A 17,066-nucleotide genomic window follows, 5' to 3' on the forward strand; every position below is an offset into this window, starting at 1 on the left:
TTACCGCAAGGGCGATGATCCAAGCATGCCCAGGTAGCGCCGAGCCGTGCTCGGCGGAGTGGTCGGAGGGCACGGGGTGTAGACATCCGACTGACGTCGGCTCTGCGCTGTCACGCACGGCGGTTCGGCAGCAGGGCGGCGACGATGCCGAGCAGCGGCAGGAACGAGATCAGCTGGTACACGTGCACGATACCGGTGTGGTCGGCCAGCACGCCGAGCACGGCGGCGCCCAGTCCGCCCATGCCGAAGGCGAAGCCGAAGAACAAGCCGGACACGGTGCCGATGCGATGCGGCATCAGTTCCTGCGCATACACCAGGATCGCCGAGAACGCAGAAGACAGCACAAAGCCGATGATCACCGCCAGCACGCCGGTCCACGCCAGGTCCACGTACGGCAGGGCGAGGGCGAACGGCGCCACGCCGAGGATGGAGGCCCAGATCACCGGCTTGCGGCCAATGCGGTCGCCCACCGGACCGCCGATCAAGGTGCCCGCGGCAGACGCCAGCAGGAACGCGAACAGGTGCATCTGTGCGCTCTGCACGGACACATGGAACTTCTGTATCAGGAAGAACGTGTAATAGCTGCTCAGGCCGGCGATGTAGAAGTACTTGCTGAAGATCAGCACCAGCAGGATGCCGATCACCCAGCGCACCGTGCGGGCAGGAAGCACCTCCGCCGATCCGGCGGGGTCTGCGGAACACGGCCGCCGTGGTTCCGCTGCCACGCTGGCCAAGTGCTGCTGATACCACCGGCTGACATAGGTCAGCAGTGCGATGCCGATCAGCGCTGCGCCGGCAAACCACGCCACACTGGTACGGCCGTTAGGGACGATCACCGCCGCCGCCAGCAACGGACCGATCGCGGTGCCGGTATTGCCGCCGACCTGGAACACCGACTGTGACAAGCCATGCCGACCACCAGAAGCCAAGCGTGCGATGCGCGAGGATTCAGGGTGGAAGATCGCCGACCCGATACCCACCAACATGGCAGCTGCCAGCACCAGCGTGAAGCTGGGGGCATAGGCCAACAACAGCAGACCACACAGCGTGGACACCATGCCGAAGGGCAGGGAGTAGGGGGCGGGACGACGGTCCGTGCGCAGCCCGATGAGTGGCTGGAACAGCGACGCAGTGAGCTGGTATGTGAGGGTGATCAGGCCGATCTGGGCGAAGCTGAGATGGAACTGCCCCTTCAGGATCGGATACAGCGCCAGGATCAGCGACTGCATCATGTCGTTGACCAGATGCGAGCCGGTGATCGCGGCAAGGACGCCGCCGACCAAGCGACGGCGCGGTGCAGCGACGGAGGATGACAATGAAGGGGTGGTACTGGACATGGGCGCGCTGCATCAGCGGGGGGAGCCGCATGGTAAAGTCGCCGCCGAAGTCCCTCCCGCGCGATATGGTCATGGATCATCGAGAAAAGGACAACTCGGCGCCTGCCGGTCAGGGGCGTCCCCTGCCGATAGGCCCGTCCACGGCGGTGTTCTGCCGGGCGCGCAACTATCAGGCCGATACCGTCATCCCGCTGCACCATCACCCAGATCGGCACCAACTGGTCTATGCCGAAAGCGGGGTGCTGGTGGTGCATGCCGGCACGGGTCGCTGGGTGGTGCCCAGCACGCGCGCGATCTGGATGCCTGCCGGGGTCGGGCATCGGGTCGATTGCCTGGGGCCGGTGCGCATGCGCAGCCTGTACATCGCGCCACAGGCGATGCCGCATGCAGCCGCCGAAGCGTCCACGGTGTCGATCACCCCCTTGCTCGCCGCGCTGATCCACGCTGCAGTCGAGGTGCCCCAGCCCTACGCGCCGGATTCCCGTGACGGCCGGCTCATGCAGTTGATCATTGACGAATTGCAGACCCTCCCCGTGCTGCCGCTGCACCTGCCCGAACCCCGCGATCCACGCCTGCGGCGCATTGCACGCCACTGGGAGCGCACGCCCCACGATGTCTCGACCCTGCAGGATTGGGCGCAGCGCCTGCAGATCGACGTAAAGACCATCCAGCGTCTGTGCGCGCGCGAGTTGGGCATGACGTTCGGGCAGTGGCGGCAGCAGGCGCGCCTTCTGCGTGCGTTGGAACGGCTGGCGCAGGGCGGCAAGGTGATCGATGTCGCCCTGGCGTTGGGGTATGACAGCCCCAGTGCGTTTGCCAGCATGTTCAAGAAGCGGTTCGGCCTCAGTCCAAGCCAGTTTTTCCGCTGACGCATAGCCGCCGTTGGTAGAGCCGGCTTCAGCCGGCGCCGCTATTGGTAGAGCCGGCTTCAGCCGGCTGGTTCGGTGCAGCCGACTGAAGTCGGCTCTACCCGTCGACTCTACCCGTCGGCTGCCGGGGTGTGGGCGCGGATGTGGTCTATCAGTGCGCGCAACTTCGCCGGCGGATTATGGCGGCTTGGAAAATACAGAAAGAAGCCAGGGAAGGGCGGCAGGTACGTCTCCAGCATCGTCACCAATTCGCCGCGCGCGATGTACGGGGCGAAGGTTTCTTCCATGCCGAAGGTGATGCCCCCGCCGGACAGCGCGGTACGGACCATCAGCAACATGTCGTTGGTGGTCAACTGCGGGGATACGGTGACGTCGAACGCGCGGCCGCCCTCGGCGAACTCCCAGCGATACGGCGCTGCTTCCGGCGCGGGTCGCCAACCGATACAGCGGTGGCGGGAGAGCTCGCCGGGATGCGTGGGAACGCCATGCTCCGCGACATAGCCGGGCGAGGCGACGACGACCTCGCGCTGCGGACCGGTAAGCGCGATGGCCACCATGTCCTGTTCGATCACCTCACCCAGCCGCACGCCCGCGTCGAAGCCGGCCGCCACGATGTCCGATGGCGCGTCGGTCACGGTGACATCCAGCGTGATGCCGGGATGCGTCTGCAGGAAGTCGGATATCACCGGCCCGGACAGGAAGCGCTCGGCGATGGAGGTCACCGCAACGCGCAGCAGGCCGCGTGGCTCACCCACACTGGCGGCATCTTCGAGTGCCGAGGCAACGACGTTCAATGGCGCGGCGATTTGGCTGAGCAGCCGCTCGCCGGCCTCGGTCAGCCGCACGCTGCGGGTGGAGCGCTGCACCAGCGCGATGCCCAGGCCGTCCTCCAGTCGCCGGATGCCTTGGCTCACCGCAGAGCGGGTCACGCCCAGGCGATCAGCCGCCGCACGGAAGTTGCCTCCCTCGGCAACGGCAAGGAACAGGCGCAGCAGGTTGAGATCGGTGTCCATTGGTTACCGATACTAACCACTCTGTCCAGCGGACGGGGAGTTCTCTGGACACTGACACGCTCGTAAGGTGACTGCTCTTCCACGAAGTCACCGCAGGAGTTCGCCATGAACCAGATTCAGGACAAGATCGTGCTCATCACCGGGGCCAGCAGCGGGATCGGCGAGGCCACCGCGCGGCTGCTTGCGCAGCAGGGCGCGACGGTGGTGCTGGGGGCGCGCCGCATCGATCGGTTGCAGGCACTGGTGATCGAGATCCAGGCTGCCGGCGGAACCGCGATGGCGCTGGCGCTGGATGTCACCGATCGAACGCAGACGGCGGATTTCGTCCAGCGTGCCGTGGAGACCTACGGGCGGGTGGACGTGATCATCAACAACGCAGGGGTCATGCCACTGTCCCCACTGGCGTCGTTGAAGCTGGATGAGTGGGATCGCATGATCGACGTCAACATCCGCGGGGTGCTGCACGGGATCGCAGCGGTGCTGCCGCAGATGCAGGCGCAGGGCCACGGGCAGGTGATCAACATTGCCTCCATCGGGGCGCATGCGGTGTCACCGACGGCGGCGGTCTACTGCGCAACCAAGTACGCGGTCTGGGCGATCTCCGAGGGGCTGCGGCAGGAGAGTCCGTCGATACGGGTGACCACCATCAGCCCGGGTGTCACCACGTCCGAACTGGCGGACAGTATTTCCGATGCGCAGGGCCGCGAGGAAATGAAGGCGTTCCGCGCGACGGCGATTCCGGCCGAGGCAGTGGCACGTGCGATCGCGTTTGCGGTGGCGCAGCCGGCTGATGTGGATACCAGTGAGATCATCGTCCGTCCGACCGCCAGTCCGCATTGATTTCCGCACGGACGCTGCGAGGAACCGAGACCCGCAGCCCGCACGAAATGGAGACCGCAGCCCTGGTAGCGCCGAGCCATGCTCGGCGGAATGCGGGACGGCGAGCGCGCCAACAGCAGCCGACCGAAGTCGGCTCTACCAAGCGATCAATCCACCGCGCGATCAATCCACCACGCCGTCAATCCACCGCTCGATCCACGCGTCATGCAGGCACTTCGGCGTCGGCGGCAATCAGTTTTTCTTTTTTCAGTTCCGCCCAGAAATCCGCCGGGATGGCGATGGACATCGACGCGACGTTCGCGCGGACCTGCTCGGGCGTCCGTGCACCGGGGACGATGCACGAGACCACCGACGGCGCGTCGGCAAACTGCAGCGCCGCAGTGCGCAGGTCGATGCCATGGCGCTCGCAGATCGCGGCGATCTTGGCGCGCTTGGCCGGCGCCCACTCCGGGATCGGGCTGCCGTACAGATAGCGCTCGCGGCCGGTCAGGTAGCCTGCCAACAGCGGTGAGCCCACCATCACCGATACGCCTTTTTCAGCGAGCTTCGGGAAGGTGTCGCGCAGGGTGGTTTCGTGGTCCAGCAGTGAGTACTGGCAGGCCAGCAGCATGATGTCCGGATCCGATTCGACCACCGCGCGCAGTGCCGGTTGCGGCCGGTTCACCCCGAACCCCCAGCCTTTGATCAAGCCTTCCTCGCGCATCTTCGACAGTTCCGGCATGGCGCCGCGCAGTGCTTCGGCAAAGCGCTGTTCCCACGGCATGCCGAGGTCTTTTTCGTTCTCCGGCGACAGGTCATGGATGAACACGATATCCAACTGCGACACGCCCAACCGGTTGAGGCTGTCTTCCACGGAACGCCGTGCGCCGTCTGCGGAATAGTCGTAGCGATAACGGAACGGCGCCGGATCGTGCCAGTTGGTTTTCTGCAGGGGGCCGGACGTGCCCGTGAGCAGGCGACCGATCTTGCTGCTGAGGGTGTACTGATCGGCGGGGTGCAGGTGCAGTTCATTGCCCATGCGCCGCTCGCTCAGGCCCAGCCCATACCAGGGCGAGGTGTCGAACAGGCGGACGCCCGATGCCCACGCCGCCGCCATGGTGGCCTGTGCTGCGTCACGGGTAGTGGGTGCCAGGCTGCCTCCCAAGGGCGCACCGCCGAGTCCCATGCGGGTCGGCGGACGGTAGCGGCCACCTGCGGGCTGCGGTCGCGCAACCGGGCTGCCGCCGCTGCGGGGTGTGCCACGCGTGGGCAGCACGCTGCCCGGTGCCGGTGACTGCGCGAACAACGGCGAGGCCGCCATGACCGCCGCGCTGGCCGCGGCAAGGGAAAGAAACTGACGTCGTGAGTTCACTGGGGTCTCCTGGAGGGGAAGGCGTGCAGGGCGCTCGCAAGCCACACGACCTTATCGCGGCACCGTGTCAACGCAGCGGGAACGGCCATCGCCGACGCCCGTTACGCCGGTGGCGAGCGATTCCTGCAAGTGCGCTGCCAGCGCGCTCCCTAGGCTTTTCCCATGCAACGGAGGGGGAGAGTGGGATGCGGGGTGCAGGCGAAGAAACAGGCAGCCATACCGGTCTCGAACCGCCTGCCTGGCAGCAGGTGGCACGCGAAGAAATCAGCCAGCGGCTGGCGGATGTGGACTTCCCGTGCCTGTTCGCGCGCAAGGCGTGGCGGGCCGGTTCCATCTGGTTCCAGTTCTGCGAGCGCGATCGCTACGTTGCCGCGCGTGAAGCACTGACCGCCTACACTGACATGGTCAAGACGGTCGCCATCGAGGAGCGTCTCTATCGGCCGCTGTGTCTGGTCTTCCGCAACGAGGAAGACGAGCAGCCAATGGACCAGCACGCGGCGGCGTGGCAACTGCTGGAGTGGCTGCATCGCTACGATCCGCAGGCATGGCCTGCGAAGGTGCCCGATGAAACCGACGACCCGGCTTGGAGTTTCTGCTTCAACGGCGTGCCGTTGTTCGTCAACATCAGCTCGGCCGCCCATGTGCAACTGAAGAGTCGCAACCTGGGCCGATGCCTGGTGCTGGTGGTCAACCCGCGCGAGAACTTCGACGTGGTCGCCAGCGCGGCCTCGCCGCATGGGCGCACGTTGCGCGCGCGGATCCGCAGTCGCGTGGAAAGCTACAACCAGGCACCTGCGCCGGCGAGTCTGGGATTCCATGGCGAACCGGGCAACCGCGAATGGATGCAGTACCAGCTGGACGAGCCAGGGCTGGAGGCGCCTGCGTGCTGCCCGTTCTCCACGCAGCGCAGGCGCCTCCGATGATCGGATTCGATCTGAACCTGTTGCTGCTGTACATCGTGACGGTCACGGTGATGATCGCGCTGCCCGGCCCGGTGATGATCCTGGTGGTCAGTGCGGGACTGTCCGGTGGGCCGAGGCGCGCGTTGTCGACCATCGCCGGTACCAATGCGGCCTCGCTGCTGCTGATCGCGCTGTCGGCGCTCATGGTCCAGGGTCTGCTGGCCATCGATGAGGCGTACTTCAACGGCATCAAACTGCTGGGGGCGCTGTACATCGGCTACGTCGGCTGGGGGCTGCTGCGCGCGGTCCCCTTCGAAGGCCGGCCGCAGTCAGGTGGCGGTGTCGGCGGCTTCGGCAAAGGCTTCATGGTCGCCATCGCCAACCCCAAGGACATCATCTTCTTCGCCTCGTTCTTCCCGCAGTTCATCGGCATCATGCCGCAGCCGGCACTCAGCCTCGTGGTGCTGACACTGCTCTGGGTGGCGCTTGATTTCGCTACGCTGATGGTGATGTTCCAGCTGGTGCGTCGATTGCTGCGACCGGTGCTGCAGCGTGCGCTGCTGCGGTGCTCGGGCGTGCTGCTGATCGTTGTGGCACTGGTGGGGGTGGCGTTTGCCGGACGGGCGTTGTGGACGACCTCGGGATGACGGCCAAGCGGCCGTGGCGGCAGTGCGTCATCGCAGGTCAGCACCGTGCCACGGGTCAGCTCGCCCATGTTGAGCGGAATGCGAAAGCGTATCCGCAGGCGAACAGTTTTACTGAAATTCGTGAAATCAGGCGCGCTACCCCCGTGTTTCCGATGTCCCCTGTTGGCAGCCGCTCCATCCTGCGAGAGCCCTCCGCACCGGGCGCGCGCGTGAGTACGACCGCTCCCGGCCCGCTTTCGCTGCGAGCAGTTGGCAATGGAGCTGCCATGCAGGCCCCGCTCGTGCGCTCGTTCGATCCGCCCCGAGTGGATTGGAGCCAAGGGCTTCCTGCGGTATGGGAGGCGAGGCAGGGAAGCGCCACAGGTCGCACCTCGGATCCATCGAGCCTGCAACAGATCGTTCTCGGTCTTGGAGACGATGATGCCTGGCGCCGCATCAGTCCGTACTTGGAACAAGCGACGATGGCGCCGTATGCCGATGCGTTGAGAGGCCTCGTTGCCGCGGTCAGCGCACTGCCAACCAGCGAGCGCAAGGCGTATCCGGGTCTGCCCGGCTTCACGCGCCATCACGCGGTCAAGTCATTGCTGGAGTCCAGAACAGATGTGCCCGTACCCCCAAAGGTGCTCGTGAGCATCATGGGGTGGCAGCAGTCCGTCATCGGTGAGTTGTACGCCGCACTTTTCTCCGGTGGCGTGCTTGACTGGGATACGACATGGTTCGACTTCGGCCTGGATCACGACAGTGTCGCCACCGGTGCCATACGCACGGAGCTGTGGGCCGCAATGGTCGTGGGGCCGACTTATTCCAGCTTCGAACACGGCGCGGTGGTCTCGCCCGACCAGTTCGACGGTCCGCTTGTGCAGCGACTGCGGGGCGAAGAATCGGCTGAACAGGTAAGCGCTGCAATGCACATCGATGACACTGCATTCAAAAAATGGATTTCATGTGCGGCCGAGACGTTGCGACGTGGCGGAACCCTGTCGTCGGAACATGTCCTACCGTTGAACAGGGACGGTAGTAGACCTGCGCCTGCGGACACGCGCTAACGTTGCCCGATGCGCGTGGGACCTGACATCCATCATGGTCGTGGCCGCGAGGGCCGCGAACGTGGCGCGGCCCCACCCATCTTCGTTCCAGCGTCAGTGCGCCAGCAGTCGCGCGTACAGTGCGGCACCGTAATGCGGTGGATGCTGGGGTGCGTGCAGGGTGAAGTGCGGGCTGGCAGCGTGCAGCGCGGTCGAGAACGGCCCCATCAGTGCATCGCCTGCGCTGAAGGCACCGCCCGACCAGGACAGCGGCACCGGCTCGCCGGCCTGAAAGTCCAGGTTGATGCGCAGCGCGTCGGCGATGGCAGCCAACTCGTGCCCGGCCCGCTCGAAGATCGAGGCGGCCACCGGGTCGCCAGCCTGTGCTGCGCGCGATACCAGCGGCGACAGCTGCGCCAACTCACCCCGTGAGCCGTGGCCCTCGCCGTACACATGCGCGCAGATGTCCAGGTCGTGCTCGCCCAGCTGGAAGTGCTCGCGCAGGATGCCGTGCAGCGGCCCGCGCGGCAGGCGGCCATCACTCATCCGCGAGAACGCATTGAGCCCCTGCACGGCGATCCAGTACGCCGACCCTTCATCGGAAAACGCTTCGCCCCAGCCGCCGGCACGTGCAGAGGCTGCACCGCGACGTCCGTAGCCCATCGAGCCCGTGCCGGCGATGATGTTGATGCCATCGGCGCAGGCCAACGACCCGGCCCAGCCACAGACCATGTCGTTGTCGCAGCTGTAACGTGCGTGACCCAGCACGTCCCCGGGAATCGACTGCAGCCGGGCAGTGGCGCGGCTGTCTTCGCCGTACGCAGGCAGGCCGAAGAACGCCTGGCGGATGGCCTCGCGTCCTGCGTCAACCTGCGTCAGGACCTGCTCGATGCCTTCAGCAAGAATCGCACGCACGCCGTCCAGCCCCACCTGCGGGTGATACGTCGTCCCCAGCTGCGCCTCGGCCAGCAGCGTGGCCTGCGCATCGATCAGGGCGAAGCGGGTCTTGGTGCCGCCACCGTCCACGCCCAGGTACAGCGCGCCACTCATGCGTCCAACGCGTACAACTGCACGCCCTGTACCACGCGGTTGACGATGCCGGCCGGGTTCGGATTGTCCGGTGTCACCCCGCGCGCCAGCGAATGCAGGAACGCGTAGATCTGCGCCGCGGCGACATAGGGCCACAGGAGCTCGACATCGTGTGCGTCCTGCAGCCCGCGCACCGCCAGCGTATCGGCGGCGGCCGCATCGCGCGGCTGGGCGGAGATCTCGATCACCCGCGCCGCACAGCCGTCGCGGCGCAGTTCGTCGATCAGGTCGTGGTCGTAGCGCCGCGTGTGCGGATCGTTGGACACGAACACCACCACCAGCGTGGAATCGGTGACGAAGGTCTTCGGACCATGGCGGAATCCCAGCGGTGAGTCATAGCACGTGACAACGGCCCCGTTGGTCAGCTCGCCGAGCTTCAGCGTGGCTTCGCGCGCCAGGCCCTGCAGCAGCCCGCTGCCCAGATACACCACGCGGTCATGGCGGGCTTCGGCCAAGGTGTGGAGCAGGGGCAGGGCGGTGTCGATCACCTGCGCAGTGGCCGCCGCAATGGCGTCGACGCGACCGCCGCGCACGCTGGCAGGCACCAGCGCGGCCAGCGTGGCGTACATCATGCAGCTGAAACTGGAGGTCATCGCAAAGCTGGTGTCGTGCGTCTGCTCGGGCAGCAGCAGGGTCATCGAGCGGGCCACGGGCACCCGCGCCAACGCGCCGGTGGGATTGCAGGTCACCACCAGATGGTGCACCTCATCGACCAGCGATTCGGCCAGTTCGACCGCTGCCAGACTTTCCGGACTGTTGCCGGAACGCCCGAAGGACACCAGCAGCAGGCGCTGCGTCGGGTCCAGGTACAGGCGCGGTGCACAGACGATGTCGGTGGTCGGTACGGCGTCCACGCGCGCGGCCAACTGGCGGTCCAGCAGCGGTGCAAGGCATTGGCCGATGTACGCCGATGTGCCCGCACCGGTCAGCACGACGCGCGCGGACGGGTCATCGATCAGGGGCCCGACGAACGCGCGCAGCTGATCGGCCATCGTCGCCACCAGAGCATTGGTGGCCTGCAGCATGTCCGGTTGCTGGGCGATCTCGCGCGCGGTCCACAGTGCACCGTTCGCTTCCAGCGTCGGTTCGGGGAAACCGAGAATGTCAGGTGAGGTCATGGTTCGTGCATGCATGGTGGTAGTCATCGAGGACAGCGCTGATATGGGCCATGGCCAGGGACTGCGGATCGAACGTTGCCGTTCCGTTGCGCACCGCGTTCAAGGCATGGGGAAGGTACTGGCCGATGAGCGGCATCGGCGGCGGGTCGGCCCGCAGGTTGTCGAACAGCTGCACCCGCGCCGCTTCGATCAGCGGGTCAGGCCAGTAGTAGCGGATGCGGTCGCTGAGGCTGTACTGCAGATCGGTGGACAGGGCACGGCCTTCGCCGTGGTAATAGCGCTGCCAATAACCGGGTGCATCCTGCATGCGGCGCAGGGTGACCTCGCGCAGCCGCGCGCGCTGGTCATCGGCGATCCACTCGCGCTCGATGGCATCGAGTCCCCACAGTGCTTCGCGCAGGGCGAATGTCAGGCCCGGACCCACCTTCAGGATCGCGAAGTGATCACGCACCAGCGCGGCCAGCGCATCGCGGGTCTGGTAGTCGGTGGAATGCGCTTCGAAGACCAGCCCCGGCACCGTGGTGACAGACTGGCTGAGCGCCTGTGCCTTGCTGCTGTCGTAGTCGATGACGTCGTGGTGGTCGAACTCCACGCCCGGTTGCACCACCGAGGCCAGCACGCGCAGCCACGCCTCGCCCAAGCCGGCGGCCTCGAAGGCGACGCGATGCGCCTGGATGGTGGCCAACGCGGCATCGGCAGTGGTCACCGCCAGGCCTTCGATCGACTCCGTGGCGCCGCCGGGCACGGGCACTTCGGTGCCGATGACATACACCGGCGCCTCGCCACCGGCCTGCTGCCACGCGGCCTCTGCGGCACGGCACAGGCGTACGGCACGCCTTACGATCTCGGCTTCCGGCAACGGCTCCGGGTCGCCACTGCAGGCCATCGAGCAGTCCAGGTGGATCTTGCGGAAGCCGGCAGCGACGTACTCACCGACCATCACCTCGGCCTTGTCCATCGCGGCCTCCGCGTCCAGCGACGTCCACGGATTGGGACCCAGATGATCGCCTCCGAGCACGATGCGGCCGGCGTCGAAACCTACGCGCTCGGCGATGTCATGCACGAAGCGCACGAAGTCCGCCGGTCGCATGCCGGTATAGCCGCCATCCTGGTTGACCTGGTTGCAGGTCGCCTCGAACAACAGCAGATCCTGACCGGTGCGCTGAGCGTGGCGCAGGCTGGCCTCGATGACCAAGGGATGGGCCGAGCAGATCGAGGTCACGCCGATGGCGTGGCCTTGCCGATGCCGCGCGACCAGGTCGAGCAGAACGTGCATGGGGAGTCCTGTCAGGGGAGGGGGGAAGGCGGTGTCTGGCGCTCGGGTTCGAGCACCAACAGCAGCGATGCGATCAGGGCGAGGACCAGGCCGACCGTCTTCAGCGGGCCCGGCACGACGCTGGCGAACAGCAGCGACAGCACGGCCGTCACCAGCGGTGCGCCTGCGTTGCTCAGCGGCGCCACCACCATGGCCTTGCCGTAGCGGAAGGCAAAGACCAGGGTGAGCGCGCCGATCGCGTTGAGGATCTGGATGCCGGCGGTCATCCACGGCCCGGTCAGGCCCCAGTTGATCGGTTGCGAAAAGTCGGTCATCGCCAAGGCCACCGGTGCCAGCAGCAGCGCGCCGAGCGTCATGTAGGCAAAGATGCTCTCCGCCCGCACCGTGTCGTTGGCCAGCTTCATGAAATAGGCCTGCAGGCCCCACGCCAGCATGATCAGCAGGGATTGCACGAACCAGCCCAGGCCGGCTTCGCCGCGCCCGAAAGACAGATCCAGCAGCGGCAGCGCCACCAGGGCCAGCACGATGCCCAGCGTGCCCTGCCAGCCGGTGCGCTCGCGCAGCAGCAGGAAAGACAGCGCAATGGTCACCACCGGCGACAGCGAAATCACCGGGAACACGAAGTACGCAGGACCGATGGTCAGCGTATGGAACAGCAGCATCTGCCCACCGGCACCGAGCAGGCCGATGATCAGGCCGTAGCCGATCGCCCGCTTCGAGCGCTCCAGCTGCCAGCCGCCGCGCCACAGGATGTACAGCGCCGGCGGCACCATGGTCAGCGCCCAGACGCAGTACACCAGCGTGTCCGGGAAGCCATGCGCAGCAGATAGCGGGGACAGCGCGCCCCACACACCCCAAAGGGCCACCGTGGCCAGCGCGAATCCCAACCAGGGGCGACGGCGCGCGGGCGGGGCAGCCATCACGACGGCCTCGGCACTCATGCGCCGGTACCGGCAGGAGTGGCCTGCAGCATCAGGAAGCGCTCGAACCGCGCGGGCAGGCGGGCCACGGCGCCGCCGTCCACCTCGCCCAGATCGGTGTCGTTGAACAGGTCACGCACCGCCCAACGGCCGGCCGGCAGTCCACGCAGCTCGACCTTGCCGTCCCAGCGGGGCGCGTAAAAGGTGTAGTAGCGAGCTCCGTCCTTGGCGATGGCATGCGCTTCGGGCTTGTCGAAGCCGATGTCGTACAGCGTACCCAGGTACTCGCCCTTGGGCAGCATGTGCGTGTTGTACAGGCCCACCCACCGACGCCACAGCGCTTCGCGCTCGTCGGTCAGCACGAAGCCGCCGGGCGGAAGGGGGACCGAGGGATGATCGGTGTCCTTCGGCCAGGTGAACTTGCTGGAGATCACCGCGCCGATGCCCACGCTGGAAGCGAAGTCATCGCGGTTGTCGGACAACTCCACATGGTCACCGGCGTAGCTGCTGCGGTCGCCGATCAGCGCCTTGATGGATTTGCCCTTGCTGCGTACCTGCCACGACGACAGCGGATCCGACGACGGGAACTGGTCGGTGGCCGGCAGGTTGTGGAAGGCAAATGCGGTGCCGCAGGGGCACAGCTCGACGACGGCATCGGGGTTCGCATCGTGCGCCGCGCGGTAGATCGCATCCCAGAATTTCGCCAGGCCGACCACGGAATCCTGCGGGCTGGCGTGCTTGTGTGCCGGATTGAAGCAGGGCGCAACGGCATTGAGATGCTGGCCATCCAGCTTGATGCCCTCGAAGCCCCAGTCGGCGATCGCCTTGCGGGTCAGTTCGACGTAGAAATCGATGGTCGGCTGGTAAGCCGGACACTGGGTCAACGCGTTCCACCAGGTGACGGTCTGGAAGGCGCCTTCCTTGTCCAGCAACAGCATGTCGACATGGTCGTGCAGCACGTCGCTGCCCGGGTCGGCGGCCAACGGGGCCAGCCACAGGCGCGGACGCATGCCATGACGGCGCACCTCCGCGGTGAACGCGCGCATGTCCGCATCGCCGCGCGGGAACTTGCGCAGGTCGATCTTCCAGTCGCCTTCGTTGGTCTGCCACCCGTCATCCAGTACCGCCCACTCGAAGCCAAGCTCCTTCGCCTTCGGCAGCGTGGCGAAGATCTGCTCCACGCTGAAGTCGCGCTCGTAGCCCCATGCACACCAGATCGGCGCGAACGCCGAATCGGGCGGACGCGGGCCTTCGATGCCTTCGCCGCGCATGAAGACCTGGTACTGCTGCAGGGGCGCGTAGAAATCGCCTTCGTGCACGGCCAGCAGGGTCCGCTCGGTCACCAGTTGCTGGCCCGGTGCCAAGGTGACGGCCTGCGGTGATTCGATGGCGATGGCCGCACCCTTCGCGGTGCGCCTGACCGGCATGTCCAGTGGGCGCGGGACGGGCTCGACATGGCCAACGGCCAGGCCGACATCGCGGCGCCAGATATTGGCAACCGGCGTGCCGCCGCCGTAGTCCGATGAATCCATGGACAGCGTGTTGCGCTGGTCGAAACCCGCATCCATCGGCTGCACCCAGTCGCGGCGATCGGTGTGGGTGGCACCGGAAAAACTCCAGAAGCCGCCCGGCGCCTCGTCCAGCTGGTACGCGCTGTTGCGCCAACCGGTGACGGCCAGTGGCACGCTGCCGATGTTGCGGTAACGCACCTGCAGCAGGGCCAGGCCAGGCTGCTGGTCAAAACTGCTCACCGCAACCTGCTTTTCCACCCCATTGCGGGAGCGGCCGGTGAAGACCACCTGCTTGCCGGGGCCATGACGGGGGTCATCCAGCACATGCGCCTGCTGATCCACCAGTGCAAAGTCGACGATCTCGATGTCAGCCAGCAGCAGCGCTTCACTGGGCTGCCAGCCGGTCAGGGGCTTGCCGTTGCGGGAAACGCGGGTATGCATGCGCTTGTCGAAGGCAAGGCTCAGCACGGCATCGCCGGCGGCCTGATCCGTCGAACGGGGAGCCATCGCGGCGCGCGCCCAAGGGGCTGCACTCCAGGCCATGCTGCCTGCCACGCTTCCGGCAATCAGCTTCAATGCGGTACGGCGTCCAATCGGTGGCATAACGTCATTCCGAGTAACGATGAGGGGCATTCTGCGCACGCGCCAAACGTTGATGCAAGCGTTTTGTTGCGATATGGTTCGATTAAGTTTCGTTTCCTAACAGTGGAGTGCGTCATGGCAGTGAAACAGCAGGTGTTGGCCCTTGGAGTGGCGCTGGCGGCCATCAGTCTCGCGGCCTGTTCGCCGTCACCTGGCGCCGGCAAAGCCGCTGCGTCGGTGCCCGCACCGAGTGCTGACGCCGTCACGACGAACACTACGCCCTATGCGATGGCCGACTTCGCCACCGTGCGCAAATTCGATGCCCATGTGCACGCCAACGACCTTGATACCTCCCTGTTGCAGCAGGCGCGCGCGGACAACTTCGAAGTGCTGTCGATCAATGTCGATTACCCGGACTTCCCCAGCCTGCAGGATCAGCATGCGATCGCCGTCGCGCAGGCGAAGCAGGATCCCGCGCACTTCCACTGGGCGACCACGTTCTCGATGAAGGACTATGGCAGCGAGGGCTGGCTGCAGCAGGTCAACACGGGGCTGGACCGTGACATCGCCGAGGGCGCGCGGGCAGTCAAGGTCTGGAAGAACATCGGCATGGTGGAGAAGGACGCGCAGGGCAGGGCGATCATGCTCGACGACGCAGGCCTTGCACCGGTGGCCGAGCACGTGCGCGCACTGGGTGTGCCGTTGATCGCGCACCAGGGCGAGCCGTACAACTGCTGGCTGCCGCTGGACAAGATGACCACCAACAACGACCGCGAGTACTTTGCCAAGCACCCGCAGTACCACATGTTCCTGCATCCTGAGCAGCCTTCGCACGCCGACCTGATGGCGGTGCGCGACCGTTTTGTCGCCGCGCATCCGCAGTTGCGGGTGATCGGGGCGCACATGGCCAGCCTGGAGTACGACGTGGACGTGCTGGCCGGCTTTCTTGACCGATTCCCGAACGCAACGGTCGATCTGGCTGCACGCATGAGCCAGGTGCAGTATCAGTCCAATGCAGACCGCGCGAAGGTGCGCGACTTCTTCATCCGCTACCAGGATCGGCTGCTCTACGGCACCGACCTGACCCAGTCACCGGGCGCGGATACGGCACAGTTCAAGGCGGAAACGCATGCGGTGTGGCAATCGGACTGGCGCTACCTGGCCACCGACGAAACCCAGCACATCGACGTGCTGGCCGCCGACGTCGCCGGACTGGCGCTGCCGCGTACGGTGATCGACAAGGTGTACTACGGCAACGCAGCACGCGAGTTCAAGCTGTAACGGCGGGCCCAGGAATCCCGGTGACGCCGAGCCGCGCTTCGCGGATTCCGGGCGACCGGTGAGTGGGCTTTGGTAGCGCCGAGCCACGCTCGGCGGAGTGGGTCAGCGCACGTGGGTTGGGTGCAGCCGACTGAAGTCGGCTCTACCCGCTGGCTGTACCCCGCCAGCAGGCGGTCAACCACGCGCGGTCGAAGCCGCCGCTGCCGCTGCGCTCGCCGAGCGTGGCTCGGCGCTACCGGGCGACCGGTGAATGGGCTTTGGTAGCGCCGAGCCGTGCTCGGCGGAGTGGGTCAGTGCGCGTGGGTTGGGTGCAGCCGACTGAAGTCGGCTCTACCCGCTGGCTGTATCCCGCCAGCCGCTGCCGCCGCTGCGCTGTGGATCAGGTCAGCTGCAGGTCCACGCCCAGGGCCCGGCAGTGCTGGGCCACGTCGTCGGGGGCGCCGACATCGGTGATCAGCGTGTCGATGTCCGATACCGGAATGATCCGGTGCAGGCAGACCTTGCCGAACTTGGAGCTGTCCGTGATCGCGACCACCGCACGTGCCGCCTCGACCATCTTGCGGTTGAGCATGGCTTCGGGTTCGTAGTGCGTGGTGATGCCGCGCTCCACATCGAATCCATCCACGCCCAGGAACAGCAGGTCCACATGCAGGGCATCGAGTGCTTCCACGGTCAGCCCGCCATAAAAGGCCATGTTCTTGCGCCGCAGTTCTCCGCCCAGCATCACCAGGTTGATCCGGGTCTTCGGGCTGAGCACGGTCAGTACGCCGAAATCGTTGGTGACGACGGTCAGATCAATGTCCGGCAGGGCCTCGGCCAGCTGCATCGCTGTAGTGCCCGAATCAATCGCGATGGTGTCGCCCGGCCGTACCATCGCCGCAGCGCGTGCACCGATGCGGCGCTTCTCATCCAGAAACACAGTGCGCTTGGTCTCGTAGTGAGGCTCGGCCGCAGGCGCAGCACTCACCGCACCGCTGTCGATGCCGCCGCCGTAGGCGCGCGCCATGACCCCGCGCTCAGCGAGGTAGCGCAGGTCCTTGCGCACGGTCTGCAGGCTCACACCGAACTGTTGGGCGAGCGAGGACACCTGCACACTGCCGTGCTGGCGAACCAGTTCACTGATCTGTTGGCGGCGATGGCTGGTGTCCCGGGTGGCGACCATGCAGAGAGCTCCTTTCAAACGTTCAAGAGTATGCGCCTTTTCGTTACATTTCGCTATTGATGCAAAACGAAACCTCATATACGCTCGGTTTCGTTGCTTCACCAGCCAGGCCCCCACAGCCACCGTCCTACGCTTCATGCCTC

At 66.2% G+C, this 17,066-nt stretch carries 15 protein-coding genes; 6 read left to right on the top strand and 9 right to left on the bottom strand.

Annotated features, from left to right (window positions below; genetic code table 11):
• Positions 1 to 110: 110 nt before the first annotated feature.
• Positions 111 to 1,337 carry an MFS transporter gene (locus tag ICJ04_RS07755; protein WP_188326932.1) on the bottom strand — a complete coding sequence of 409 codons (1,227 nt, stop codon included), beginning with the start codon at positions 1,335 to 1,337 and terminating at the stop codon, positions 111 to 113.
• Between the two features lie 71 nt (positions 1,338 to 1,408).
• On the opposite strand from ICJ04_RS07755, the gene ICJ04_RS07760 reads away from it, so the two are divergent.
• Positions 1,409 to 2,206, top strand: coding sequence for a helix-turn-helix transcriptional regulator (locus ICJ04_RS07760; RefSeq protein WP_188326933.1), 798 nt, complete (start codon positions 1,409 to 1,411; stop codon positions 2,204 to 2,206).
• Positions 2,207 to 2,316: 110 nt separating this feature from the next.
• Here the strand turns inward: ICJ04_RS07760 and ICJ04_RS07765 are convergent, their stop codons facing one another.
• Positions 2,317 to 3,219 (bottom strand): LysR family transcriptional regulator, encoded by a 903-nt coding sequence (locus ICJ04_RS07765; protein WP_188326934.1) that lies wholly within the window; start codon positions 3,217 to 3,219, stop codon positions 2,317 to 2,319.
• 105 nt (positions 3,220 to 3,324) lie between these two features.
• Between ICJ04_RS07765 and ICJ04_RS07770 the strand changes: the two genes are divergently transcribed.
• Positions 3,325 to 4,059 carry an SDR family oxidoreductase gene (locus ICJ04_RS07770; protein WP_188326935.1) on the top strand — a complete coding sequence of 245 codons (735 nt, stop codon included), beginning with the start codon at positions 3,325 to 3,327 and terminating at the stop codon, positions 4,057 to 4,059.
• A 202-nt stretch (positions 4,060 to 4,261) separates the two neighbouring features.
• Here ICJ04_RS07770 and ICJ04_RS07775 read toward each other — a convergent pair whose 3' ends face one another.
• Positions 4,262 to 5,410: an aldo/keto reductase gene (locus ICJ04_RS07775; RefSeq protein WP_188326936.1), complete on the bottom strand. Its 1,149-nt coding sequence runs from the start codon at positions 5,408 to 5,410 to the stop codon at positions 4,262 to 4,264.
• Between the two features lie 185 nt (positions 5,411 to 5,595).
• Here ICJ04_RS07775 and ICJ04_RS07780 point away from each other — a divergent pair, with 185 nt between their 5' ends.
• The 3 genes from ICJ04_RS07780 to ICJ04_RS07790 all read left to right on the top strand — a co-directional run bounded on the left by ICJ04_RS07780 (position 5,596) and on the right by ICJ04_RS07790 (position 8,005).
• On the top strand, positions 5,596 to 6,333 hold the full coding sequence (locus ICJ04_RS07780; protein ID WP_188326937.1) for a YqcI/YcgG family protein: 738 nt from the start codon (positions 5,596 to 5,598) through the stop codon (positions 6,331 to 6,333).
• Complete coding sequence (locus ICJ04_RS07785) at positions 6,330 to 6,959, top strand: LysE family translocator (protein WP_188326938.1); 630 nt, start codon at positions 6,330 to 6,332, stop codon at positions 6,957 to 6,959. The genes ICJ04_RS07780 and ICJ04_RS07785 overlap by 4 nt, the downstream gene beginning before the upstream one ends.
• A 266-nt stretch (positions 6,960 to 7,225) precedes the next feature.
• The gene (locus ICJ04_RS07790) at positions 7,226 to 8,005 is read left to right on the top strand and encodes a hypothetical protein (RefSeq protein ID WP_188326939.1); all 780 of its coding nucleotides are present in this window, start codon (positions 7,226 to 7,228) and stop codon (positions 8,003 to 8,005) included.
• A gap of 93 nt (positions 8,006 to 8,098) precedes the next feature.
• On the opposite strand, the gene ICJ04_RS07795 is transcribed toward ICJ04_RS07790, so the two are convergent.
• Genes ICJ04_RS07795 through ICJ04_RS07815 form a run of 5 tightly spaced genes read right to left on the bottom strand, consistent with a single transcriptional unit; the run spans position 8,099 to position 14,501 of the window.
• The gene (locus ICJ04_RS07795; protein ID WP_188326940.1) at positions 8,099 to 9,034 is read right to left on the bottom strand and encodes a BadF/BadG/BcrA/BcrD ATPase family protein; all 936 of its coding nucleotides are present in this window, start codon (positions 9,032 to 9,034) and stop codon (positions 8,099 to 8,101) included.
• Positions 9,031 to 10,191: an SIS domain-containing protein gene (locus ICJ04_RS07800; protein ID WP_188326941.1), complete on the bottom strand. Its 1,161-nt coding sequence runs from the start codon at positions 10,189 to 10,191 to the stop codon at positions 9,031 to 9,033. The genes ICJ04_RS07795 and ICJ04_RS07800 overlap by 4 nt, the downstream gene beginning before the upstream one ends.
• On the bottom strand, positions 10,178 to 11,467 hold the full coding sequence (locus ICJ04_RS07805) for a D-tagatose-bisphosphate aldolase, class II, non-catalytic subunit (protein ID WP_188326942.1): 1,290 nt from the start codon (positions 11,465 to 11,467) through the stop codon (positions 10,178 to 10,180). Before ICJ04_RS07805 ends, ICJ04_RS07800 begins: the two co-directional genes overlap by 14 nt.
• Positions 11,468 to 11,478: 11 nt before the next feature.
• Positions 11,479 to 12,408, bottom strand: a complete 930-nt coding sequence (locus ICJ04_RS07810; protein ID WP_223203008.1) for a DMT family transporter — start codon at positions 12,406 to 12,408, stop codon at positions 11,479 to 11,481.
• On the bottom strand, positions 12,405 to 14,501 hold the full coding sequence (locus ICJ04_RS07815) for a glycoside hydrolase family 36 protein (protein ID WP_188326943.1): 2,097 nt from the start codon (positions 14,499 to 14,501) through the stop codon (positions 12,405 to 12,407). Before ICJ04_RS07815 ends, ICJ04_RS07810 begins: the two co-directional genes overlap by 4 nt.
• A 114-nt stretch (positions 14,502 to 14,615) precedes the next feature.
• Here ICJ04_RS07815 and ICJ04_RS07820 point away from each other — a divergent pair, with 114 nt between their 5' ends.
• Complete coding sequence (locus ICJ04_RS07820) at positions 14,616 to 15,761, top strand: amidohydrolase family protein (RefSeq protein ID WP_188326944.1); 1,146 nt, start codon at positions 14,616 to 14,618, stop codon at positions 15,759 to 15,761.
• Between the two features lie 379 nt (positions 15,762 to 16,140).
• Here ICJ04_RS07820 and ICJ04_RS07825 read toward each other — a convergent pair whose 3' ends face one another.
• On the bottom strand, positions 16,141 to 16,923 hold the full coding sequence (locus ICJ04_RS07825) for a DeoR/GlpR family DNA-binding transcription regulator (protein WP_188326945.1): 783 nt from the start codon (positions 16,921 to 16,923) through the stop codon (positions 16,141 to 16,143).
• Positions 16,924 to 17,066: the final 143 nt, after the last annotated feature.

This window comes from Stenotrophomonas sp. 169, from assembly GCF_014621775.1.
In the GTDB taxonomy this organism is placed as follows: Bacteria; Pseudomonadota; Gammaproteobacteria; order Xanthomonadales; family Xanthomonadaceae; genus Stenotrophomonas.